Below are 15,837 nucleotides of genomic sequence, written 5' to 3' on the forward strand. Positions count from 1 at the left end.
CGAACGACAATGACCTTCTTTTCCAGATGGGCGCCGACGTCCAGATTTGCGCCCATCTTCAGGCTGTCACTAGCGCCGGCGATCGGTCTTTCGCTCGCTCTCGCGGCGGTTCTGCCGTCCTGGGCGACGCAAGGCGCTTCCGTCTTCGCCGACACGTCCAGGATAGCGGCCATCGGCGGCTCGATCACCGAGATCGTCTACGCGCTTGGTGAACAGGACCACCTCGTGGCGCGCGATTCGACGAGCCGCTACCCCGAAGCGGCGCTGAAGCTGCCGGATGTCGGCTATATGCGTCAGCTATCGCCGGAGGGCGTCCTGTCGGTCAACCCGACCGGCATATTGGCGCTGCATGGCAGCGGCCCCAAGGAGGCCGTCGATGTGTTGAAGAAGACGAGCATCCCCTTCATCGAGGTGCCCGAACGCTACGACAATGAAGGCATCCTGGAAAAGATCCGCATCGTCGGCAAGGCGCTCGGCGCCGAGGGCAAGGCCGATGCGCTGACCGCCGAGGTCGATGCCAAGCTGAAGGCCGTGGAGAAACAGACCGCGTCCATCAAGGAGCGCAAGCGCATCCTGTTCATTCTGTCGATGCAGGGCGGCAAGATCCTCGCTGCAGGAAGCGAGACCGCGGCCAACGGCATCATAAAGCTGGCCGGCGGCGTCAACGCGATCGAGGGCTTTTCAGGCTACAAGCAACTGTCGGACGAGGCGATCGTCACGGCCAAGCCGGACGTGATCATGATGATGAGCAATGCCGGCCCGCCCACGTCGGATGACGAGTTGCTCGGCAACGCGTCCATCGCCTCGACACCGGCGGGTGCCGCGCGCAGGATCATTCGCATGGATGGCGGCTACCTGCTTGGTTTCGGTCCGCGCACGGCGGACGCCATCCACGAGCTCGCCGTTTCGCTTTACGGCGCTCAGGTCTCGGACTGAGCGGGCGTATCATGGCCGATCAATCGATCGCCGGTCCGCTAAAGGATATGGCGACTGCATCCGAAGGCGATCGTTCGGGACGTGCACGCATCGTTATTCTTCTGTTGTGCCTCGGGCTTGCCCTTGCCATGCTGACATCGCTGACCTCCGGCGCCTCCAATGCATCGGCCGTCAGCGTGATTCGTGACTGGCTGTTCGGCATGGGACCAGGCGACGCGGCGCTGAGCGCACGCGACCGCCTGATCGTCTATGACATCCGCTTGCCGCGCGTCATTCTGGGCATGCTGGTCGGCGCGGCGCTCGCCGTCTCCGGGGCGGTGATGCAGGGCCTGTTCCGCAATCCGCTGGCGGACCCCGGCCTGATCGGTGTTTCAGCGGGATCGAGCCTTGGTGCCGTGTCCATCATCGTGCTCGGCGGCACTGTGCTGGCGCCGATCACCTTGGCGCTGGGCACGCTTGCGTTGCCGCTCGCGGCCTTCTTCGGCGGCCTGGCCACAACATTGCTGCTCTATCAGGTCGCCACGCGGCGGGGACAGACGTCCGTCGCCACCATGCTGCTGGCCGGCATAGCGCTGGCGGCCCTTGCCATGGCGCTGACCGGCATCCTGATTTTCATGGCGGATGATCGCCAGCTGCGCGACCTGACCTTCTGGTCCCTCGGCTCATTGGGCGGCGCGACTTGGCACAAGATCGGTTCCGTCGGGCCGGTCATCGTTCTGGCGCTGGCCTCGATGCCGTTCCTGGCGCGCGGGCTCAACGCGCTGTCGCTCGGCGAAGCAACGGCTGGCCATCTCGGCATACCCGTGCAGCGGCTGAAATATGTGGCAATCATTGGCGTCTCGGCGGCGGTTGGCGCGTCCGTCGCCGTCAGTGGCGGTATCGGCTTTGTCGGCATCGTGGTGCCGCACCTGCTGCGATTGCTGATCGGTCCGGACAATCGCTATCTGCTGCCGGCATCGGCGCTGCTTGGTGCGGCGTTGCTGCTCCTGGCGGATGCGGTCGCCCGTACCGTCGTTGCGCCCGCCGAGTTGCCGATCGGCATCGTCACCGCGATTGCCGGCGCGCCGTTCTTCCTCTGGATCCTGCTGCGCAAGCGCGGCGTCTTAGACCTTTGAGGCTATCCTTATGCAAGAGCGGCATGATGGAAAAGTGGGCATGATCGAGGGGCTGGATGTTTCGGTGGCGCTCGGCGGCAAGCGCATTGTCGCCAATGTCGATTTCCAGGCACGGCCGGGCGAGATCGCTGCCATCGTCGGACCCAACGGTTCGGGCAAGACGACCTTTCTCAAGGCGCTGTCGGGAGAGCTTGCCTATACGGGCCGCGTCACCGTCAACGGTCGCGACCTTTCGGCGATGAAGCCGGTCGAGACGGCGGCCTTGCGGGCCGTCCTGCCCCAGGCCACGATCCTGTCCTTTCCCTTCACCGTGCGCGAGATCGTCAAGCTCGGAATGGTCGGCGGACGCTCCGGCGTGCTGCCCGGGGAAGACGCGCGCCTGCCCGAGCGGGCGCTGGCCCGCGTCGATCTCGACGGTTTTGCAGGGCGGTTCTACCAGGAGCTTTCCGGCGGCGAGCAGCAGCGCGTCCAGCTTGCCCGCGTTCTCTGTCAGGTCTGGGCGCCGGTGCTCGACGGCCAGCCGCGCTATCTCTTCCTCGACGAGCCGGTGTCCAGCCTCGACATCAAGCACCAGCTGATCATCATGAACATCGCCCGCGACTTTGCCAGAAGGGGCGGGGGCGTCATCGCCATCCTGCATGACCTCAATCTGACGGCCATGTATGCGGACCGGATTTTCGTCATGCATCGCGGCAGGCTTGCCGCGACCGGTTCGCCAAAGGATGTGCTGAGAGATGACCTGATGGAAAAGGTCTTCGATTGCCGGCTCAGGGTCGGCGTCCTGCCGGCCGGCAACGCCCCCTTCGTTCTGCCTCAGTCGGCCGCGTAACCCTGTGTCGGCCAGGCCTTTATCCACCGCGGCAAGCAGCCGGTCATTGCTCCCGCGGCTTAAGGTGGTCGGCCATGTTAGCGACTATGGTGCGTTTCAGCGTCCCGTCCAAGGCGCTGATGAGGGCCGCGTCGTCAAGCTGGTCGGTTGAATTCACCATTTCCGCGAAGATTTCCCCCGAGCCGTCAGGCCGAACCTCGAGCAAAATTGACGACCTTGTTGATTCCGTCCTCGCCTATGGCGTTGAGTCGCGAACCGCAGACTGTCGAGTACGGGGCCAAGTGATCGGCATATACCGCCGATGAGCCCGCCAGAAACAAAACGCCGCGACAATGGCGCCAGATTTGCGCATTTCAATTCCCCCGGATTTTTTTCTCGCCGCTCTAAGACATGGTCTCGAACGCGGTTCAACCTCCGATTGCGTTATGTGCTTTCGGCACAATCGAGCGAGGAAAACCGCTGTGCGCCTTTGCCGGAATTAATCTCGCCAAAATTCCGACAGAAGGTCAGGCTGCCGGCGCGCGCCGGTCCACCAGCATGTCGATGCCGAGCAGGTTGCGTACATTCGGACGGGCGGCCACGAGATCAGCGATGCTGTAACGGGCGAGCACGGCGAAGAAGGCGTTGAGCGCCTCGCGCAGCGCCGAATTAAGCGCGCAGCTGTCGACCAGCGGGCATTCGGCGGCATCGTTCTCGAAGCATTCGGCCATGGCGAAGCTTTCTTCCGTAATGCGCACGACATCGAACAGGCTGATCGATTCGGCGGCGCGGCCAAGCTTGACGCCGCCATTGCGGCCGCGCACCGTCTCGACGAGACCATGCTCCACCAAAGGTTGCAGGATCTTGAACAGGAAGAGTTCCGACACCGTGTAGGCGGCGGCGATTTCAGGGATGCGGCTCAGCCGGTCGTCGTTGGCCGCGCAATACATCAAGATGCGCATGGCATAGTTGGTCTGACGCGTAAGCCGCATTTTGTCCTCATGAAGCACTGGCTGGGGCGGAATATGGCCTATACCTTGGAACAATTCCAGACTAGCCCCACCTAATAGATGAATATTCTCGTCAACTTTATGTGTGTCGTCGTGCAATTCGTGAGCTTGGTTGGGCGCGCAACATCGAGCAGGAGCAGCTCATCATGTCAAAGACCGATCCAGCTCCTGCGTCCACGCCCATCCCTCTTGACGCGGATGCCGCCGCCAAGCTCGCGGCTTTGCGGCGCACCAAGCTCCTGGCGACGGCATCGCTCGCTCTTTGCGTCCTGATCTTTGCGCTGGCCAAATCGTTCGAAGGCCGTTTTCCGTGGCTGGGTTTTGTTGCCGCCTTCGCGGAAGCCGCGACGATCGGCGGACTGGCCGACTGGTATGCGGTGGTGGCGCTCTTCAAGAGGCCGCTTGGCCTGCCGATCCCGCACACGGCCATCATCCCGGCGAACCAGACCCGCATCGCCGACAATCTCGGCCGCTTTATCGAGGTCAATTTCCTGGCGCCGGGACCGGTCCGGGAAAAGCTGGCCGAAGTGGATTTTTCCGCCCTCGTCGCCGACTGGCTGGCTGATCCTGATCGGGCGGCCGGCCTGTCCCACTTTGTCAGCCGGTTGGTGCCGCAGACGCTCGCGGCCGTAGAGCAGTCGGGCTTGCCTGGTTTCGTCAGCAGCCGCGTGCTGGAACAGGTCGACAAGATACCGCTGGCGCCGCTCTTTGCCGATCTGTTGTCGACGTTGACCGACGACCGCCGTCACCAGAAACTCTTCGACGAGTTCATCAAGGTGATGGGCCGGTTCCTGAATGACGAGCAGGCGCTGGCGAAGATGCGCGAGAAGATCCGCGAGGAATTGCCGTCGCTGTTCAACCTGTTCCGCGCCGACGCCTATCTCCTGAAGAAGATCGTCGCCTCTGCCGGCTCCCTGCTTGATGAGGTACGGGCCGATCCCGATCATCCGATGCGCGCCGAGTTCGACCGCTTTGCCGAAACTTTCATCGAGCGCCTGAGGACATCCAAACAATACGCCAGGCGGGTGGAGATGCTGAAACGCGATTTTCTTGCCCGCCCGGAGCTGAAGGCGCTGGCCGGCGACATGTGGGCAAGCCTCAGCCTGTTCATCGAGCAGGATGCCAAGGCGCCAAATTCGATGATCCGCGCGCACCTGACAGGGATGTTCGTCGAAGTCGGCCGGCATCTTGCCGATGATGCGCAGATCCGAGCTGATATGAACCAGGGGTTCGTCGTGGCGCTTGCCTCCTTCGTCGACAGCCAGAAGAGCGGCGTCTCGAAATTCATCGCCGACCAGGTCAAGCGCTGGGATCTTGCCCAGTTGACGCGGCTGATCGAAATGAACATCGGCAGGGATCTGCAATACATCCGCTTCAACGGCATGATTATCGGCGGCATCGCCGGTGTCGTGCTCTACGTGGCGGAGCGGCTGTTCCTGTCCAGCTGATCCGACCGCCGGCTCGAGCATGCTTCGCGGCATGTCCGCATGGACACGTGACGCGCGAGTGGTATTCTCGAAAAAAAGGGCGTCCGCGTAGCGGCAACAGGGAGCGAAAAGTCATGGCGAAACAACCGGATTCAGATTCATTCATGGACATGTTCGGCAGGTTCGGCCGTGACCTGAAGGTGCCGAATGTCGATGTCGAGGCCATCCTTGCCCACCACCGCAAGAACCTCGAGGCGCTGGAGAAGTCGGCCAGGGCGAGTGCCGCCGGTGCGTCATCGCTCATGTCGAGACAGCGCGAGATTCTGCAGGACGCGCTGCGCGAAATCACCGATATGGCGCAGAGCTACCGGGCTCCCGGCAATCCACAGGAGTTGATGGCCAAACAAACCGAATTCGCCAGAAAGTCCTTCGAAGCCGCGCTGAAGAATGCTGGCGAGGTCGCGGAACTCGTCAAGAAATCCGGCACCGAATCCGTCGAGATCCTGAGGGAGCGCATCAAAGCTGCGATGGAGGAAATCCGCGCCGGCTACGAGAAGAAATAAACCATCGATTTTTGCGATGCTTTCGGCGGCGTTCATGTCCGTTGTGAATTCGCCGTGCGTGCCTGAATCCGCTGCGGCAAACCGCGCCTGGCGGAACGGAATCACGGCAAGCGAATTGACAGGGACTGTCGGTTCGTGGTCCGGAGGCGGAAAACGTTACCAGGAAAGCGGGAATGACGGAAACACGGCCTAAGGCGCCGCCGACTTACGAACAGCTCAGGACAATGTCCGGGCAGGAACTTGGTGTTTCGGAATGGACGACGGTCGATCAGAATCGGATCAACCAGTTTGCCGAATGCACGGGCGATCACCAATGGATCCATGTCGATCCTGAAAGGGCACGTCGCCAAAGTCCGTTTCGTACGACGATTGCGCATGGCTATCTGACACTGTCGATCATCGGCTCACTGGCTCTTGGCATGGGCATCGTGCCGGAAAACACGCAGGCGGCGTTCAACTATGGTTTTGACAAGGTGCGCTTCCTCGCGCCGGTAAAGGTTGGCGCGCGCATCAGGCTCCGCGCGACGTTGATCTCGATGGAGGATATGGGTCCCGGCCAGTATCTGTTGAAAGCCGCGAACACCATCGAGATCGAAGGCGAATCCAAGCCGGCGCTTACCGCCGAAACGCTCGTCATGCTCTATGAGCGCCGCAGGCGGGCGGGGGCCTGAAAGGTCTGGGCTTGTCATGAGCGCCGCGCGGCGGCACGAGCCGAGAACAGTGCGAGGATCAGCGCGACGCATGCCAGGACCGCGGCAGTCACAAATGTGACCCGCATTCCGTAGGTCGCCGCATGTGGCGTCAGGACGCCGGCACCTGCCTGTCTTGCGGCCGATGCCACCGCAAAAACGGCGCCCATCACCGATGCGCCGGTGATCAGGCCGAGATTGCGCGCCAGGTTGAGCAGGCCGGAGACCGCGCCGCGCTGCTCCGCGCCGACACCTCCCATCACAGCTGAATTGTTGGCTGTCTGGAACAGGGCATAGCCGACGCAGGTGACGATGATTGGCACGACATAGCCGGCAATGCCGAAATCCGCCCTGACCAGTGACATGAGGACGGTGCCCAAGGTGAGACTGAACAGCCCGGTCACCATCATCCGGTGCGCGCCGAAGCGGTCGACCAGGCGTCCTGCCGCCAGCGCCGACAGGGACGAGACAAGCGGTCCCGCGGACAGCACCAGTCCGACCATCGCGGCGTTCAGGCCAAGCGCGCTGGAAAGGTAGAACGGGGCAACAACCAGTGTCGCCATCATCACCGTCGCAACGATCAGGCTCATGGCGAGGCTTGCGTTCAATGTGCGGTCGCGAAACTTCGCCCGCTGGATCAATGGGTTGGAAACGCGTGCCTCGACAAAGGCGAACAGAAGCACGCCGGCGCCAGCAGCGACAAGCAGGCCGAGATTGAGGACACCAAAGCTGCCCCGGCCAAGCGTCATGGCCAGAGCATAGGCGGCCAACGTCAGCGCGAGCAGGCTGGTGCCGATGGCGTCGAAACCGCCTCCATCCGTTGTCGTCTTGCGAACCGGCAGGGTTCGGAAGGCGAGGGAAAACGTCAGGACCCCCAGCGGCACGTTGACCAGGAAGATCGCCCGCCAGCCGAGCCAGGCAATCAGCAGGCCGCCGAGAGAAGGGCCAAGCGTGGTGCCGATCGAGGACATGGCACCGAGCAGGCCCATCGCGCTGCCGGTTTTCGTCCTGGCGACTGTTTCACCGACAAAGGCGAGCGTCAGCGCCATCATCATTGCCGCGCCAAGGCCCTGCACTGAGCGTGCCGCGACCAGCAGCCAAAGCGTGGGCGCAAGGCCACAGAGCACCGATGCCGCCGTGAACAGCGCGATGCCGCAAAGCAGCAGCGGCCGTCGCCCGACCATGTCGGCGAGCCGTCCGGCGCTGACGATCAGGGTCGTGATGGCAAGCAGATAGGCCAGGACGACCCACTGCACGTGCTGGAACGATGCGCCGAATGCCTGCATCAGCGACGGAAGCCCGACACTGGCAATGCTGGTTCCGAGTGAAGACAACAGCGTTGCAAGCGAAAGGCTTGCCAGTGCCCATCCGACGGATCGCGCCTGTTCGGGCGTTGCTATCAGTTCGATGCGACTTTGCTCAGCGATGGCCAAGATGATCTCCTTTGCGACCACTCCCGAACCGGGAGCCATCGGAAAGCTACTCATCGTGACGATGTGGCGGAACGCGCAGCATTTGCACTTTATTCGTGCATCAGACGCCACATCAGTATGGATCCATGCTACGATCTCCGCCATGTCGTCGCCGGATCTCAACCTCCTTGTCGCCCTTGACGTCCTGCTGACGGAAGGCAGCGTGGCGCGGGCCGCCGGCCGTCTCCGGCTCAGCCCATCGGCGATGAGCCGGACGCTGGCGCGATTGCGCGAGACGACAGGTGATCCGCTGCTGGTTCGCGCCGGACGTGGCCTGGTACCAACGCCGCGCGCGCTGGAATTGCAGCAGCAGGCCGGTCGTGTGGTTCAGGACGCGGAGGCGCTTTTGCGCCCCGTCAAGCTGCTCAACCCTGCAGGCCTCGACAGAATTTTCACGCTGCGCACCAATGAAAGTTTCGTGGAGGAGTTCGCGCCGCGCCTTGTTGCCCGTGTCGAAGCCGAGGCGCCTCGCGTGCGGCTGCGTTTCGCGCCGAAATTCGACAAGGATGTCATGTCGCTGCGCGAAGCATCAATCGACCTCGAAATCGGCGTCGCGGGTGAAACGGGACCGGAGATGCGCATTCAGGCGCTGTTTCGCGACCGTTTCATCGGTGCGGTCCGCGCCGGTCACCCGTTGAGCGAGGGCATTGTGACGCCCGAGCGCTACGCGGCAGGCCGCCATATCAGCGTTTCGCGGCGCGGCCGCGAGAGAGGGCCGATCGACGAGGCCCTTGAGCGGCTTGGACTCCAACGAACAGTTGGCTGCATGGTGGCCGGCTTTTCGGCGACGCTGGCCTTGGCTCGCGCATCCGACCTCATCGCCAGCGTACCCGAGCGCCATACCGAAGGCGCTCGCGCGGGCATGCATAGCTTCCCACTGCCGGTGGCTACCGTCGAGGTCACCATCTCCATGCTCTGGCATCCGCGTCTCGATGCCGATCCGGCGCAGCGCTGGTTGCGCGACTGTGTGCGGGAGGTCTGCGCGGCGTCACGGTGATCGGCGCGCTCGGACCGGGGCGGCAAGACACGGATAGCTGAAACGCTTGTCATGGTCCAAGGCCGTTGCCCTGGGCATGAGGAGCAATTGACCGTGCACGTTGCGGCACTTTCAGCTAATATGTCCGATGTTTATCCGCGCAGCGCCTATCGACAATTGGGGAGACACTGCACTCATTCAGTAAAAAGTCCTGGTGAATATGAAATGGGAGGGAATGTATGCCTATTCATAAGGTCCGCTTGGCGAATTCGCTGATATTGTTTCTGTTTCTCGCGGCATGCTCAACCAGTTCGGGCGGCGATCCCAATGGTCCTGGCTGGACAAAAACAACCACTTCAGGAAAGCCTGTCCTGCTTTCGGAGCACTATCAAGTAGATCCCAATTGTACGTTCCTTGCCCCTCCTTCGGTTCAGGTTTTATCAGGCCCGGATCATGGAACCATCAAGATCGAACAGGCGAAAGTTTTTCCGAGTTTTACGGCGGACAATGTCCGCTACAAATGCAACTCCATTCTGGGCAATGGAGTTAGGGTCTACTACACGCCGAATCCCGATTTCAAAGGTGAGGATCAGGTGGAAATCCGTTCCGGCTCGACCGACGGAGGTACGACCGACCTGACAGTTCGCATCGCCGTGAAATAACGGATGAATGCATGAGGACCGCACGATTTATCGCATGGCGAAAATCTCGTGCAGTCCGACGAAGCTGGGGCTTCCGTTGCGTGCCGGGGGCCTTGCCGGCATTCGCCTATGATTTGCCGGCCAATCGCCTCTGGCGAGCGCTGTTCCCGCGACATTCCCGAATTATTGCACTGCGCCGTTCGCCGTCACCGAAGCGGTGAAGACGATGCCCACTGCGATGGCTCGGCAACCTTCGACGTTCTTCGCGAGCAGGATGCAGTGATACTTGCCGCGACGGATCGGATCGAGTGTCGTTCAATGCGCCATCGCTGCTTCGAGCGTCCTGAACATCCGGTCTTCCTCGGACTGGGCGACATTGAAGCGCAGGAAGCGGCTGGCGGTCTGAGATAGGCTGAAGGCATTGCCGGGCGCCAGAACGACCCTGGCGGCCAGCGCCCGGTGCGCCACGTCGGCCGCATCGACGCCATCGGGCAGCCTGCACCATAAAAACAGGCCGGCCGGCTGATCGATCCAGGGGATGATGCCGATCGCCCGAAGGCGCCCGCCCGTCTGGTGCATGGCGCGCGAAAGCCGGGCGCGCAGCAAGTCCATGTGCTTACGATAGCTGCCGTCCTTCAAAAGGGTGAGTACGAGCTCCGATGCAAGCCGCCCGCCGCCGAAGGTCGTGGCGATCTTGAGGTCGATCAGCCGCTCGATCCAGTCGCGGGGCGCGGCAATGAAGCCGCAACGCACCGACGCCGAAAGCGTCTTGGAGAAACTTCCGATATGGACGACCCGGCTTAGTCCATCGAACGCCGCCAGCCTGGGGGCGGATGTATGTTCGAAATCGGCGAAGATATCGTCCTCGATGATGGTCAGGTCCGACTGGTCGGCGAGCTTTAGCAGGCGATGGGCGGTGACCGGCGACAGGATCGCGCCGGTCGGATTGTGGATGGCGGAGTTGGTGATGTAGAGGCGCGGCCGATGCTCGGTGAGTGCCTGGGCGAACAAATCGATGTCCGGCCCCGACGGCGTGTAGGGAACGCTGACGACCTTCGCTCGGTGCGCGCGCAACAGCGCATGGAAATTGAAATAGCAGGGATCGTCGACCAGCACCGTATCGCCGGGCTCGAGCAGCATCCGGCACAGGAGGTCGATGGCCTGTGTGCCCGATTCCGTCAGCATGATCTGGTCGGGGGAGGCGTCGATGCCGTGCTCGGCCATGCGCCGCGCCAGCAGCTGGCGCAGCGGCGGCAGCCCGAGCGGCGTGCCGTAGTCGGCAAGCGCGACATCGTCGGCCCGCGACACCGTGCGCAGTGCCCGGCGCAGGCCGGCCTGCGGCATCCATGATGCCGGCAGCCAGCCGCAACCCGGTTTCAGGACGTCGTCGCCGGCTTCCAGCGACTGGCGGGATACCCAGAGCGGATCGACCGCACGATCGAGCCGGGGGCCGATCTCGGCCAGCGATAGTGGGGCCAGTTGCCCGGCTGCGTAGAAGCCCGAACCCGGCCGTGAGCGTATCGTGCCTTCGGCCGCCAGCCGCTCATAAGCTTCGACCACGGTGGATTTGGAAACCTGCATGGACTGGGCGAAGGCGCGGATCGAGGGCAATCGCGCGCCTGGTGTCAGCGTACGCGCCGCAATGCGTTGTCGAATGGTGGCCATGACGCTTTCGACAAGTGTTGCGCCGCCGTCGAGCCTTATGGCTGGTTCACCCATCTGTACTCTCCAACGGACCATAACAGTTTTGCCGAATTGTACTGTACTGTCTCTGGCGGCGCCATAGGGCAAGCTCGATAGAGGACCCGACAGAAGGAGCCTGCAATGGACAAGACGGCGAGCGGTTGGGTGAGCGGTTTCATCGGCGTTCTGATCTTCAGCGGTTCGTTGCCCGCGACGCGCGTGGCGGTGATGGATTTCGACCCGATCTTCCTGACCTCGGCTCGCGCCGCCATAGCCGGCCTGCTCGGCCTGGCGCTTCTGCTCGTCTTTCGCGAGAAACGCCCGAAGCGGGGAGATCTGCTGTCGCTGGTGATCGTCGCGCTTGGCGTGGTGGTCGGCTTCCCCTTGCTCACCGCCCTGGCGCTGAAGCATGTCACCTCGGCGCACTCCATCATCTTCGTCGGCCTGCTCCCGCTGGCGACCGCCATCTTCGGCGTGCTGCGCGGCGGCGATCGTCCCCGCCCGGCGTTCTGGCTGTTTTCGTGCCTGGGCAGCGCGCTTGTCGCGGGTTTTGCACTGTTTCAAGGCGTGACCGCCTCACCGGTCGGGGACGGCTTGATGCTGGCCGCAATCATCGTCTGCGGGCTGGGCTACGCCGAGGGGGCGGCGCTGTCGCGCAAGCTTGGCGGCTGGCAGGTGATCTGCTGGGCGTTGGCGCTGTCGTTGCCGATCATGCTGGTGCTGACCTTTGTGACGCTGCCGCCGACCTTTGCCGGCGTCGGCCCTCAGGCCTGGATCGGTCTCGTCTATGTCTCGCTGTTCAGCATGCTGATCGGCTTCGTCTTCTGGTATCGCGGCCTGGCGCAGGGCGGCATCGCCGCTGTCGGACAGTTGCAGCTGCTGCAGCCTTTCTTCGGCCTGGCGCTGGCGGCGAGCCTGCTGCATGAGCAGGTCAGCCCCGCCATGGTGGCGGTTGCCTTCGCCGTCGTGCTCTGCGTCTTCGGTGCCAAGAAATTCGCGCGGTAGATGGTGGCTCCGCCGCGTTGCCTGCTAGAAGCTTGTCACGACGCCGATGCCGATGCCTTCGAAACCGCCCATCGCCATCAAGGCTGCGGGTGCCTCGTCGAGACTGATCTTCTTGCCGACCAGCAATTCCGGCTTGAGCTTGCCGGTGCGGATCATCTCCATCATCGCCTGGTAGCGGAAGGCCTGCATGCCGTGGCTGCCGAGAATTTCGAGTTCGAAGGCGATAACCTTGCTCATCGGCACGGGTGCCTTGGCATGGTCGCCAAGCATCAGGCCGACTTGCACGTGACGGCCGCGCCGGCGCAAATTCGAGATCGAGTTGAACGAGGTCGTCGGGTGGCCGAGCGCGTCCATCGACATGTGCGCGCCGCCATCGGTGATCTGCTTGACGGCTTTTACGACGTTGGGCGTCGTCGAAGCATTTATGGTCGCCACCGCGCCGACCTTGCGGGCAAACTCCAGTTTCTCGTCGGTGAGATCGATGGCAATGACATTGGCGCCCATGGCGCTGGCGATCATGATCGCCGACAGACCGACGCCGCCGCAGCCGTGAACGGCCACCCATTCGCCGGGCTTCACCCGTCCCTGGTCGACGATAGCCCGAAACGAGGTCACGAAGCGGCAACCAAGGCTGGCGGCGGTGGCGAATTCCATTTCTTGCGGCAGGCGCACGAGATTCGTGTCGGCGAAGTCGATGGCCACATATTCGGCGAACGAGCCCCAGGCGGTGAAGCCGGGCTGGAACTGATGCTCGCAGACCTGATGGTTGCCCGAGGTGCATTCGAAGCAGCGCCCGCAACCGCCGACGAAGGGCACGGTGACCCGATCGCCTGCCTTCCAGCGCGTCACGCGCTTGCCGGCCGCCACGACCACGCCCGCCAGTTCATGGCCGGGCACATGAGGCAGGCGGATATCATCGTCATGACCCATCCAGCCATGCCAGTCGCTACGGCACAGCCCGGTCGCCTCGACCTTGATGACGACACCTTCCGGAGCCGGCTTCGGGTCGGGAACGGTCTGGATCGTCGGCGTCTCGCCGAATTTTTCAAAGACGACGGCTTTCATTGGCAACTCCACCCTTCGCGCACCTGTGCGTCCGGGTCGACGATAGCCGATTCCTTGTCGCACTGACCGGAAATCGATTCAGCCAAACAAGCGCGCGGGGCGGATCGTCGCCGTCTTCCGGCACGCATGGGATGCAGGCGGCGCAGGCCTCGACGTCTGCCAGCACCTTTGCCTGGTCCTGGTCGTTGGCCTTCTACTCGGCATCGATTTGGTTCTGGGGAGCTGCCTTCTGAAAAGCCGGCAGCGCCATGCAGGCGGCATTGATACGCGCGATCGTTGGGTATGGCGTCATGTCGACGTCGAAGCGGGCATTGTTGGTGACCTGCGCAACCAGGCAGATATCGGCCAGGCCCGGCGTGCCGCCATGACAGTATTCGCCGGTCTCGACCGACGAAGCCAGAATCTTTTCAAGCGGCTGGAAGCCTTCGTTCACCCAGTGCCGGAACCAGTTGGCGATGTCCTGGTCACCCGCGCCGAACAAAGTTCGCAGCGACGTCAGCACGCGCAGATTGTTCACCGGATGGATGTCGCAGGCGATCATCTGCGCCAGCATCCTGACGCGCGCGCGACCCAGTGCATCCCGGGGGAGCAGCGGCGGCTCGGGCTTTGTCTCGTCGAGGAATTCAATGATCGCCAGCGATTGCGTCAACAGCCTGCCGCCCCATATCAGCGCCGGTACCAGCCCTTGCGGATTAACCGCCAGATAAGCCGGTTCCAGGTGATCGCCATGGCGCAGATGATGCGGCACGTAATCGTAGGTCAGTCCCTTCATCTCCAGCGCGATCCGCACCCGGTAGGATGTGGAGGAGCGGTAGTAGTTGTGAAGGACGATGTCGCTCATTCGGCTGGCCCGATGGTCACCTCGATCTCGCCGATGCCGTCGACGCCGCCGGTGATTGTCTCGCCCGGATTGACCGGACCGACGCCTGCCGGCGTGCCGGTAAATATCAGGTCGCCAGGCTTCAACTCGACCGCCTCGCTGCAGATCGAGACGATATCGGCGATCGGCCAGATCAGTTCGGCGAGGTCGCCGTCCTGCCTGATCTCGCCATTGACGGCGAGCCAGATGCTGCCCTTTTCAGGATGTCCGGATTTCGTGGCGGGAACGAGAGGGCCGCAAGGGGCGGAGCGGTCGAAGCTCTTCGACCAGTCCCACGGCCGTGCCGCCCTCTTCGCTTCCTCCTGGAGATCGCGCCGGGTCAGGTCGATGCCGACGCCGTAGCCCCAGATATGGTCCAGTGCCCGGCCAAGTGAAATGCGGAAGCCGGCCTTGCCGATGGCGACGACGAGTTCGATCTCGTGATGCAGATTCTCGGTCAGCGGGGGGTAGGGGATAACTGTGCCGGAATCGACCACCGCGTCGCCCGGCTTGGTGAAGAAGAAGGGTGGATCGCGTTCGTCATTTCCAAGTTCGCGCGCATGCGCCGCGTAATTGCGGCCGACACAGAAGATGCGGCGCACCGCGAAACGCTCGCTTGTGCCGGCGATGGCAACCGATGGCGTTGCGGGCGGCGGAAGGACGAACTTTGTCATGCGCGGTCTCTGCTTCAAATGTCGTGGGCTTGGGGTGGCGTGGCTGGCACATTCGACCGATTTGAACGACCGGGCAAGGCATGCGTTGGAGAAAGCGCCAACCGCCTCGTCCGGACAGAAGGTGATGTACTATTTGGCAATAATCTGGCCATGGTCAGGGGACTATCCTGCGCAAGTGCGAACTGAAGCGAGCCACATGACCACAGTCAACGACCGCGCCCGGTTTCTGATCATCGACGATCATCCGCTGTTTCGCGAGGCGCTGCACAGCGCCGTGCAGATGGCCTATCCGGAAGTCGATACGGTCGAGGCGCGCTCGATCACCGAAGCGCTGGACCTGCTGGCGGACGCAAAACCCTTTGACCTTGCGCTTCTCGACCTCAGCATGCCCGACGTGCATGGTTTTGAGGGCCTGCTGCAGCTCAGAACGCGCTATCCGCGCCTGCCGGTGGTCATCGTTTCCGGCTATGAGGAGCCGAAGATCATTTCCGAGGCATTGTCCTATGGTGCCGCCGGGTTCATCCCGAAATCGGCGCGCAAGAGCGTTCTGGCCAATGCGATCCGATCGGTGATGGAAGGCGCCATCTATGTGCCCGAAACCTATGAAGGCCAGCCGCCGGATGCCGAGAGCACCGACCGCGCCGAGATGGTACAACGTCTTTCCACGCTGACGCCGCAGCAATTGCGGGTGTTGCAGATGCTGCGCCAGGGCCTGCTCAACAAGCAGATAGCCTATGAGCTGCAGGTCGGCGAAACCACCGTCAAGGCGCATGTCTCCGAGATTCTGCGCAAGCTCAACGTCTACAGCCGCACGCAGGCGGTGATCGAGGTTTCGAAGCTCGACAATGCGGAACTGTTTCGGGACCAGGCGGGGTTTTGAGGGGGCGCTAGTAGGCCGCCGGTGATCGTGCGCT

The 15,837-nt window shown here is 62.8% G+C and carries 16 protein-coding genes; 10 read left to right on the forward strand and 6 right to left on the reverse strand.

Annotated features, from left to right (window positions below):
* Window positions 1-9: 9 nt before the first annotated feature.
* The 3 genes from ACO07C_RS02440 to ACO07C_RS02450 are packed head-to-tail and all read left to right on the forward strand — an operon-like array spanning window position 10 to window position 2,880.
* Window positions 10-936: a heme/hemin ABC transporter substrate-binding protein gene (locus ACO07C_RS02440; RefSeq protein ID WP_421912639.1), complete on the forward strand. Its 927-nt coding sequence runs from the start codon at window positions 10-12 to the stop codon at window positions 934-936.
* Window positions 937-947: 11 nt separating this feature from the next.
* Window positions 948-2,051: a FecCD family ABC transporter permease gene (locus ACO07C_RS02445; protein ID WP_421912640.1), complete on the forward strand. Its 1,104-nt coding sequence runs from the start codon at window positions 948-950 to the stop codon at window positions 2,049-2,051.
* A gap of 40 nt (window positions 2,052-2,091) precedes the next feature.
* Entirely contained in the window at window positions 2,092-2,880 is a 789-nt protein-coding gene (locus ACO07C_RS02450; protein ID WP_421912641.1) for a heme ABC transporter ATP-binding protein, read from the forward strand.
* A 506-nt stretch (window positions 2,881-3,386) separates the two neighbouring features.
* Here the strand turns inward: ACO07C_RS02450 and rirA are convergent.
* A complete protein-coding gene (gene rirA / locus ACO07C_RS02455; protein ID WP_421912643.1) occupies window positions 3,387-3,851 on the reverse strand; it encodes an iron-responsive transcriptional regulator RirA in 465 nt (154 codons plus the stop codon).
* A gap of 164 nt (window positions 3,852-4,015) precedes the next feature.
* On the opposite strand from rirA, the gene ACO07C_RS02460 reads away from it, so the two are divergent.
* The 3 genes from ACO07C_RS02460 to ACO07C_RS02470 all read left to right on the forward strand — a co-directional run bounded on the left by ACO07C_RS02460 (window position 4,016) and on the right by ACO07C_RS02470 (window position 6,530).
* Entirely contained in the window at window positions 4,016-5,317 is a 1,302-nt protein-coding gene (locus tag ACO07C_RS02460) for a DUF445 domain-containing protein (protein ID WP_421912644.1), read from the forward strand.
* 113 nt (window positions 5,318-5,430) lie between these two features.
* Window positions 5,431-5,859: a phasin family protein gene (locus tag ACO07C_RS02465; protein WP_421912645.1), complete on the forward strand. Its 429-nt coding sequence runs from the start codon at window positions 5,431-5,433 to the stop codon at window positions 5,857-5,859.
* 173 nt (window positions 5,860-6,032) lie between these two features.
* Complete coding sequence (locus ACO07C_RS02470) at window positions 6,033-6,530, forward strand: MaoC family dehydratase (RefSeq protein ID WP_421912646.1); 498 nt, start codon at window positions 6,033-6,035, stop codon at window positions 6,528-6,530.
* Window positions 6,531-6,544: 14 nt separating this feature from the next.
* Here ACO07C_RS02470 and ACO07C_RS02475 read toward each other — a convergent pair whose 3' ends face one another.
* Window positions 6,545-7,981 (reverse strand): MFS transporter, encoded by a 1,437-nt coding sequence (locus ACO07C_RS02475; protein ID WP_421912647.1) that lies wholly within the window; start codon window positions 7,979-7,981, stop codon window positions 6,545-6,547.
* Window positions 7,982-8,123: 142 nt separating this feature from the next.
* On the opposite strand from ACO07C_RS02475, the gene ACO07C_RS02480 reads away from it, so the two are divergent.
* Both ACO07C_RS02480 and ACO07C_RS02485 read left to right on the forward strand, forming a co-directional pair.
* Window positions 8,124-9,017 (forward strand): LysR family transcriptional regulator, encoded by an 894-nt coding sequence (locus tag ACO07C_RS02480; protein ID WP_421912648.1) that lies wholly within the window; start codon window positions 8,124-8,126, stop codon window positions 9,015-9,017.
* Between the two features lie 218 nt (window positions 9,018-9,235).
* Window positions 9,236-9,658 carry a hypothetical protein gene (locus tag ACO07C_RS02485; protein WP_421912649.1) on the forward strand — a complete coding sequence of 141 codons (423 nt, stop codon included), beginning with the start codon at window positions 9,236-9,238 and terminating at the stop codon, window positions 9,656-9,658.
* A gap of 294 nt (window positions 9,659-9,952) precedes the next feature.
* On the opposite strand, the gene ACO07C_RS02490 is transcribed toward ACO07C_RS02485, so the two are convergent.
* Window positions 9,953-11,356 carry a PLP-dependent aminotransferase family protein gene (locus ACO07C_RS02490; RefSeq protein WP_421912650.1) on the reverse strand — a complete coding sequence of 468 codons (1,404 nt, stop codon included), beginning with the start codon at window positions 11,354-11,356 and terminating at the stop codon, window positions 9,953-9,955.
* Between the two features lie 105 nt (window positions 11,357-11,461).
* Between ACO07C_RS02490 and ACO07C_RS02495 the strand changes: the two genes are divergently transcribed.
* Complete coding sequence (locus ACO07C_RS02495; protein WP_421912651.1) at window positions 11,462-12,325, forward strand: DMT family transporter; 864 nt, start codon at window positions 11,462-11,464, stop codon at window positions 12,323-12,325.
* Window positions 12,326-12,349: 24 nt separating this feature from the next.
* Here ACO07C_RS02495 and ACO07C_RS02500 read toward each other — a convergent pair whose 3' ends face one another.
* From ACO07C_RS02500 to ACO07C_RS02510, 3 genes are all read right to left on the reverse strand, one after another.
* Window positions 12,350-13,390: a zinc-dependent alcohol dehydrogenase family protein gene (locus ACO07C_RS02500; RefSeq protein WP_421912652.1), complete on the reverse strand. Its 1,041-nt coding sequence runs from the start codon at window positions 13,388-13,390 to the stop codon at window positions 12,350-12,352.
* A gap of 193 nt (window positions 13,391-13,583) precedes the next feature.
* Entirely contained in the window at window positions 13,584-14,231 is a 648-nt protein-coding gene (gene maiA, locus ACO07C_RS02505) for a maleylacetoacetate isomerase (protein WP_421912653.1), read from the reverse strand.
* Window positions 14,228-14,923: a fumarylacetoacetate hydrolase family protein gene (locus ACO07C_RS02510; RefSeq protein WP_421912654.1), complete on the reverse strand. Its 696-nt coding sequence runs from the start codon at window positions 14,921-14,923 to the stop codon at window positions 14,228-14,230. Before ACO07C_RS02510 ends, maiA begins: the two co-directional genes overlap by 4 nt.
* Before the next feature lie 196 nt (window positions 14,924-15,119).
* Here ACO07C_RS02510 and ACO07C_RS02515 point away from each other — a divergent pair, with 196 nt between their 5' ends.
* Window positions 15,120-15,803, forward strand: coding sequence for a response regulator (locus tag ACO07C_RS02515; protein WP_421912655.1), 684 nt, complete (start codon window positions 15,120-15,122; stop codon window positions 15,801-15,803).
* Window positions 15,804-15,837 lie beyond the last annotated feature (34 nt).

The organism is Mesorhizobium sp. (genome assembly GCF_965229135.1).
Classification (GTDB): domain Bacteria; phylum Pseudomonadota; class Alphaproteobacteria; order Rhizobiales; family Rhizobiaceae; genus Mesorhizobium.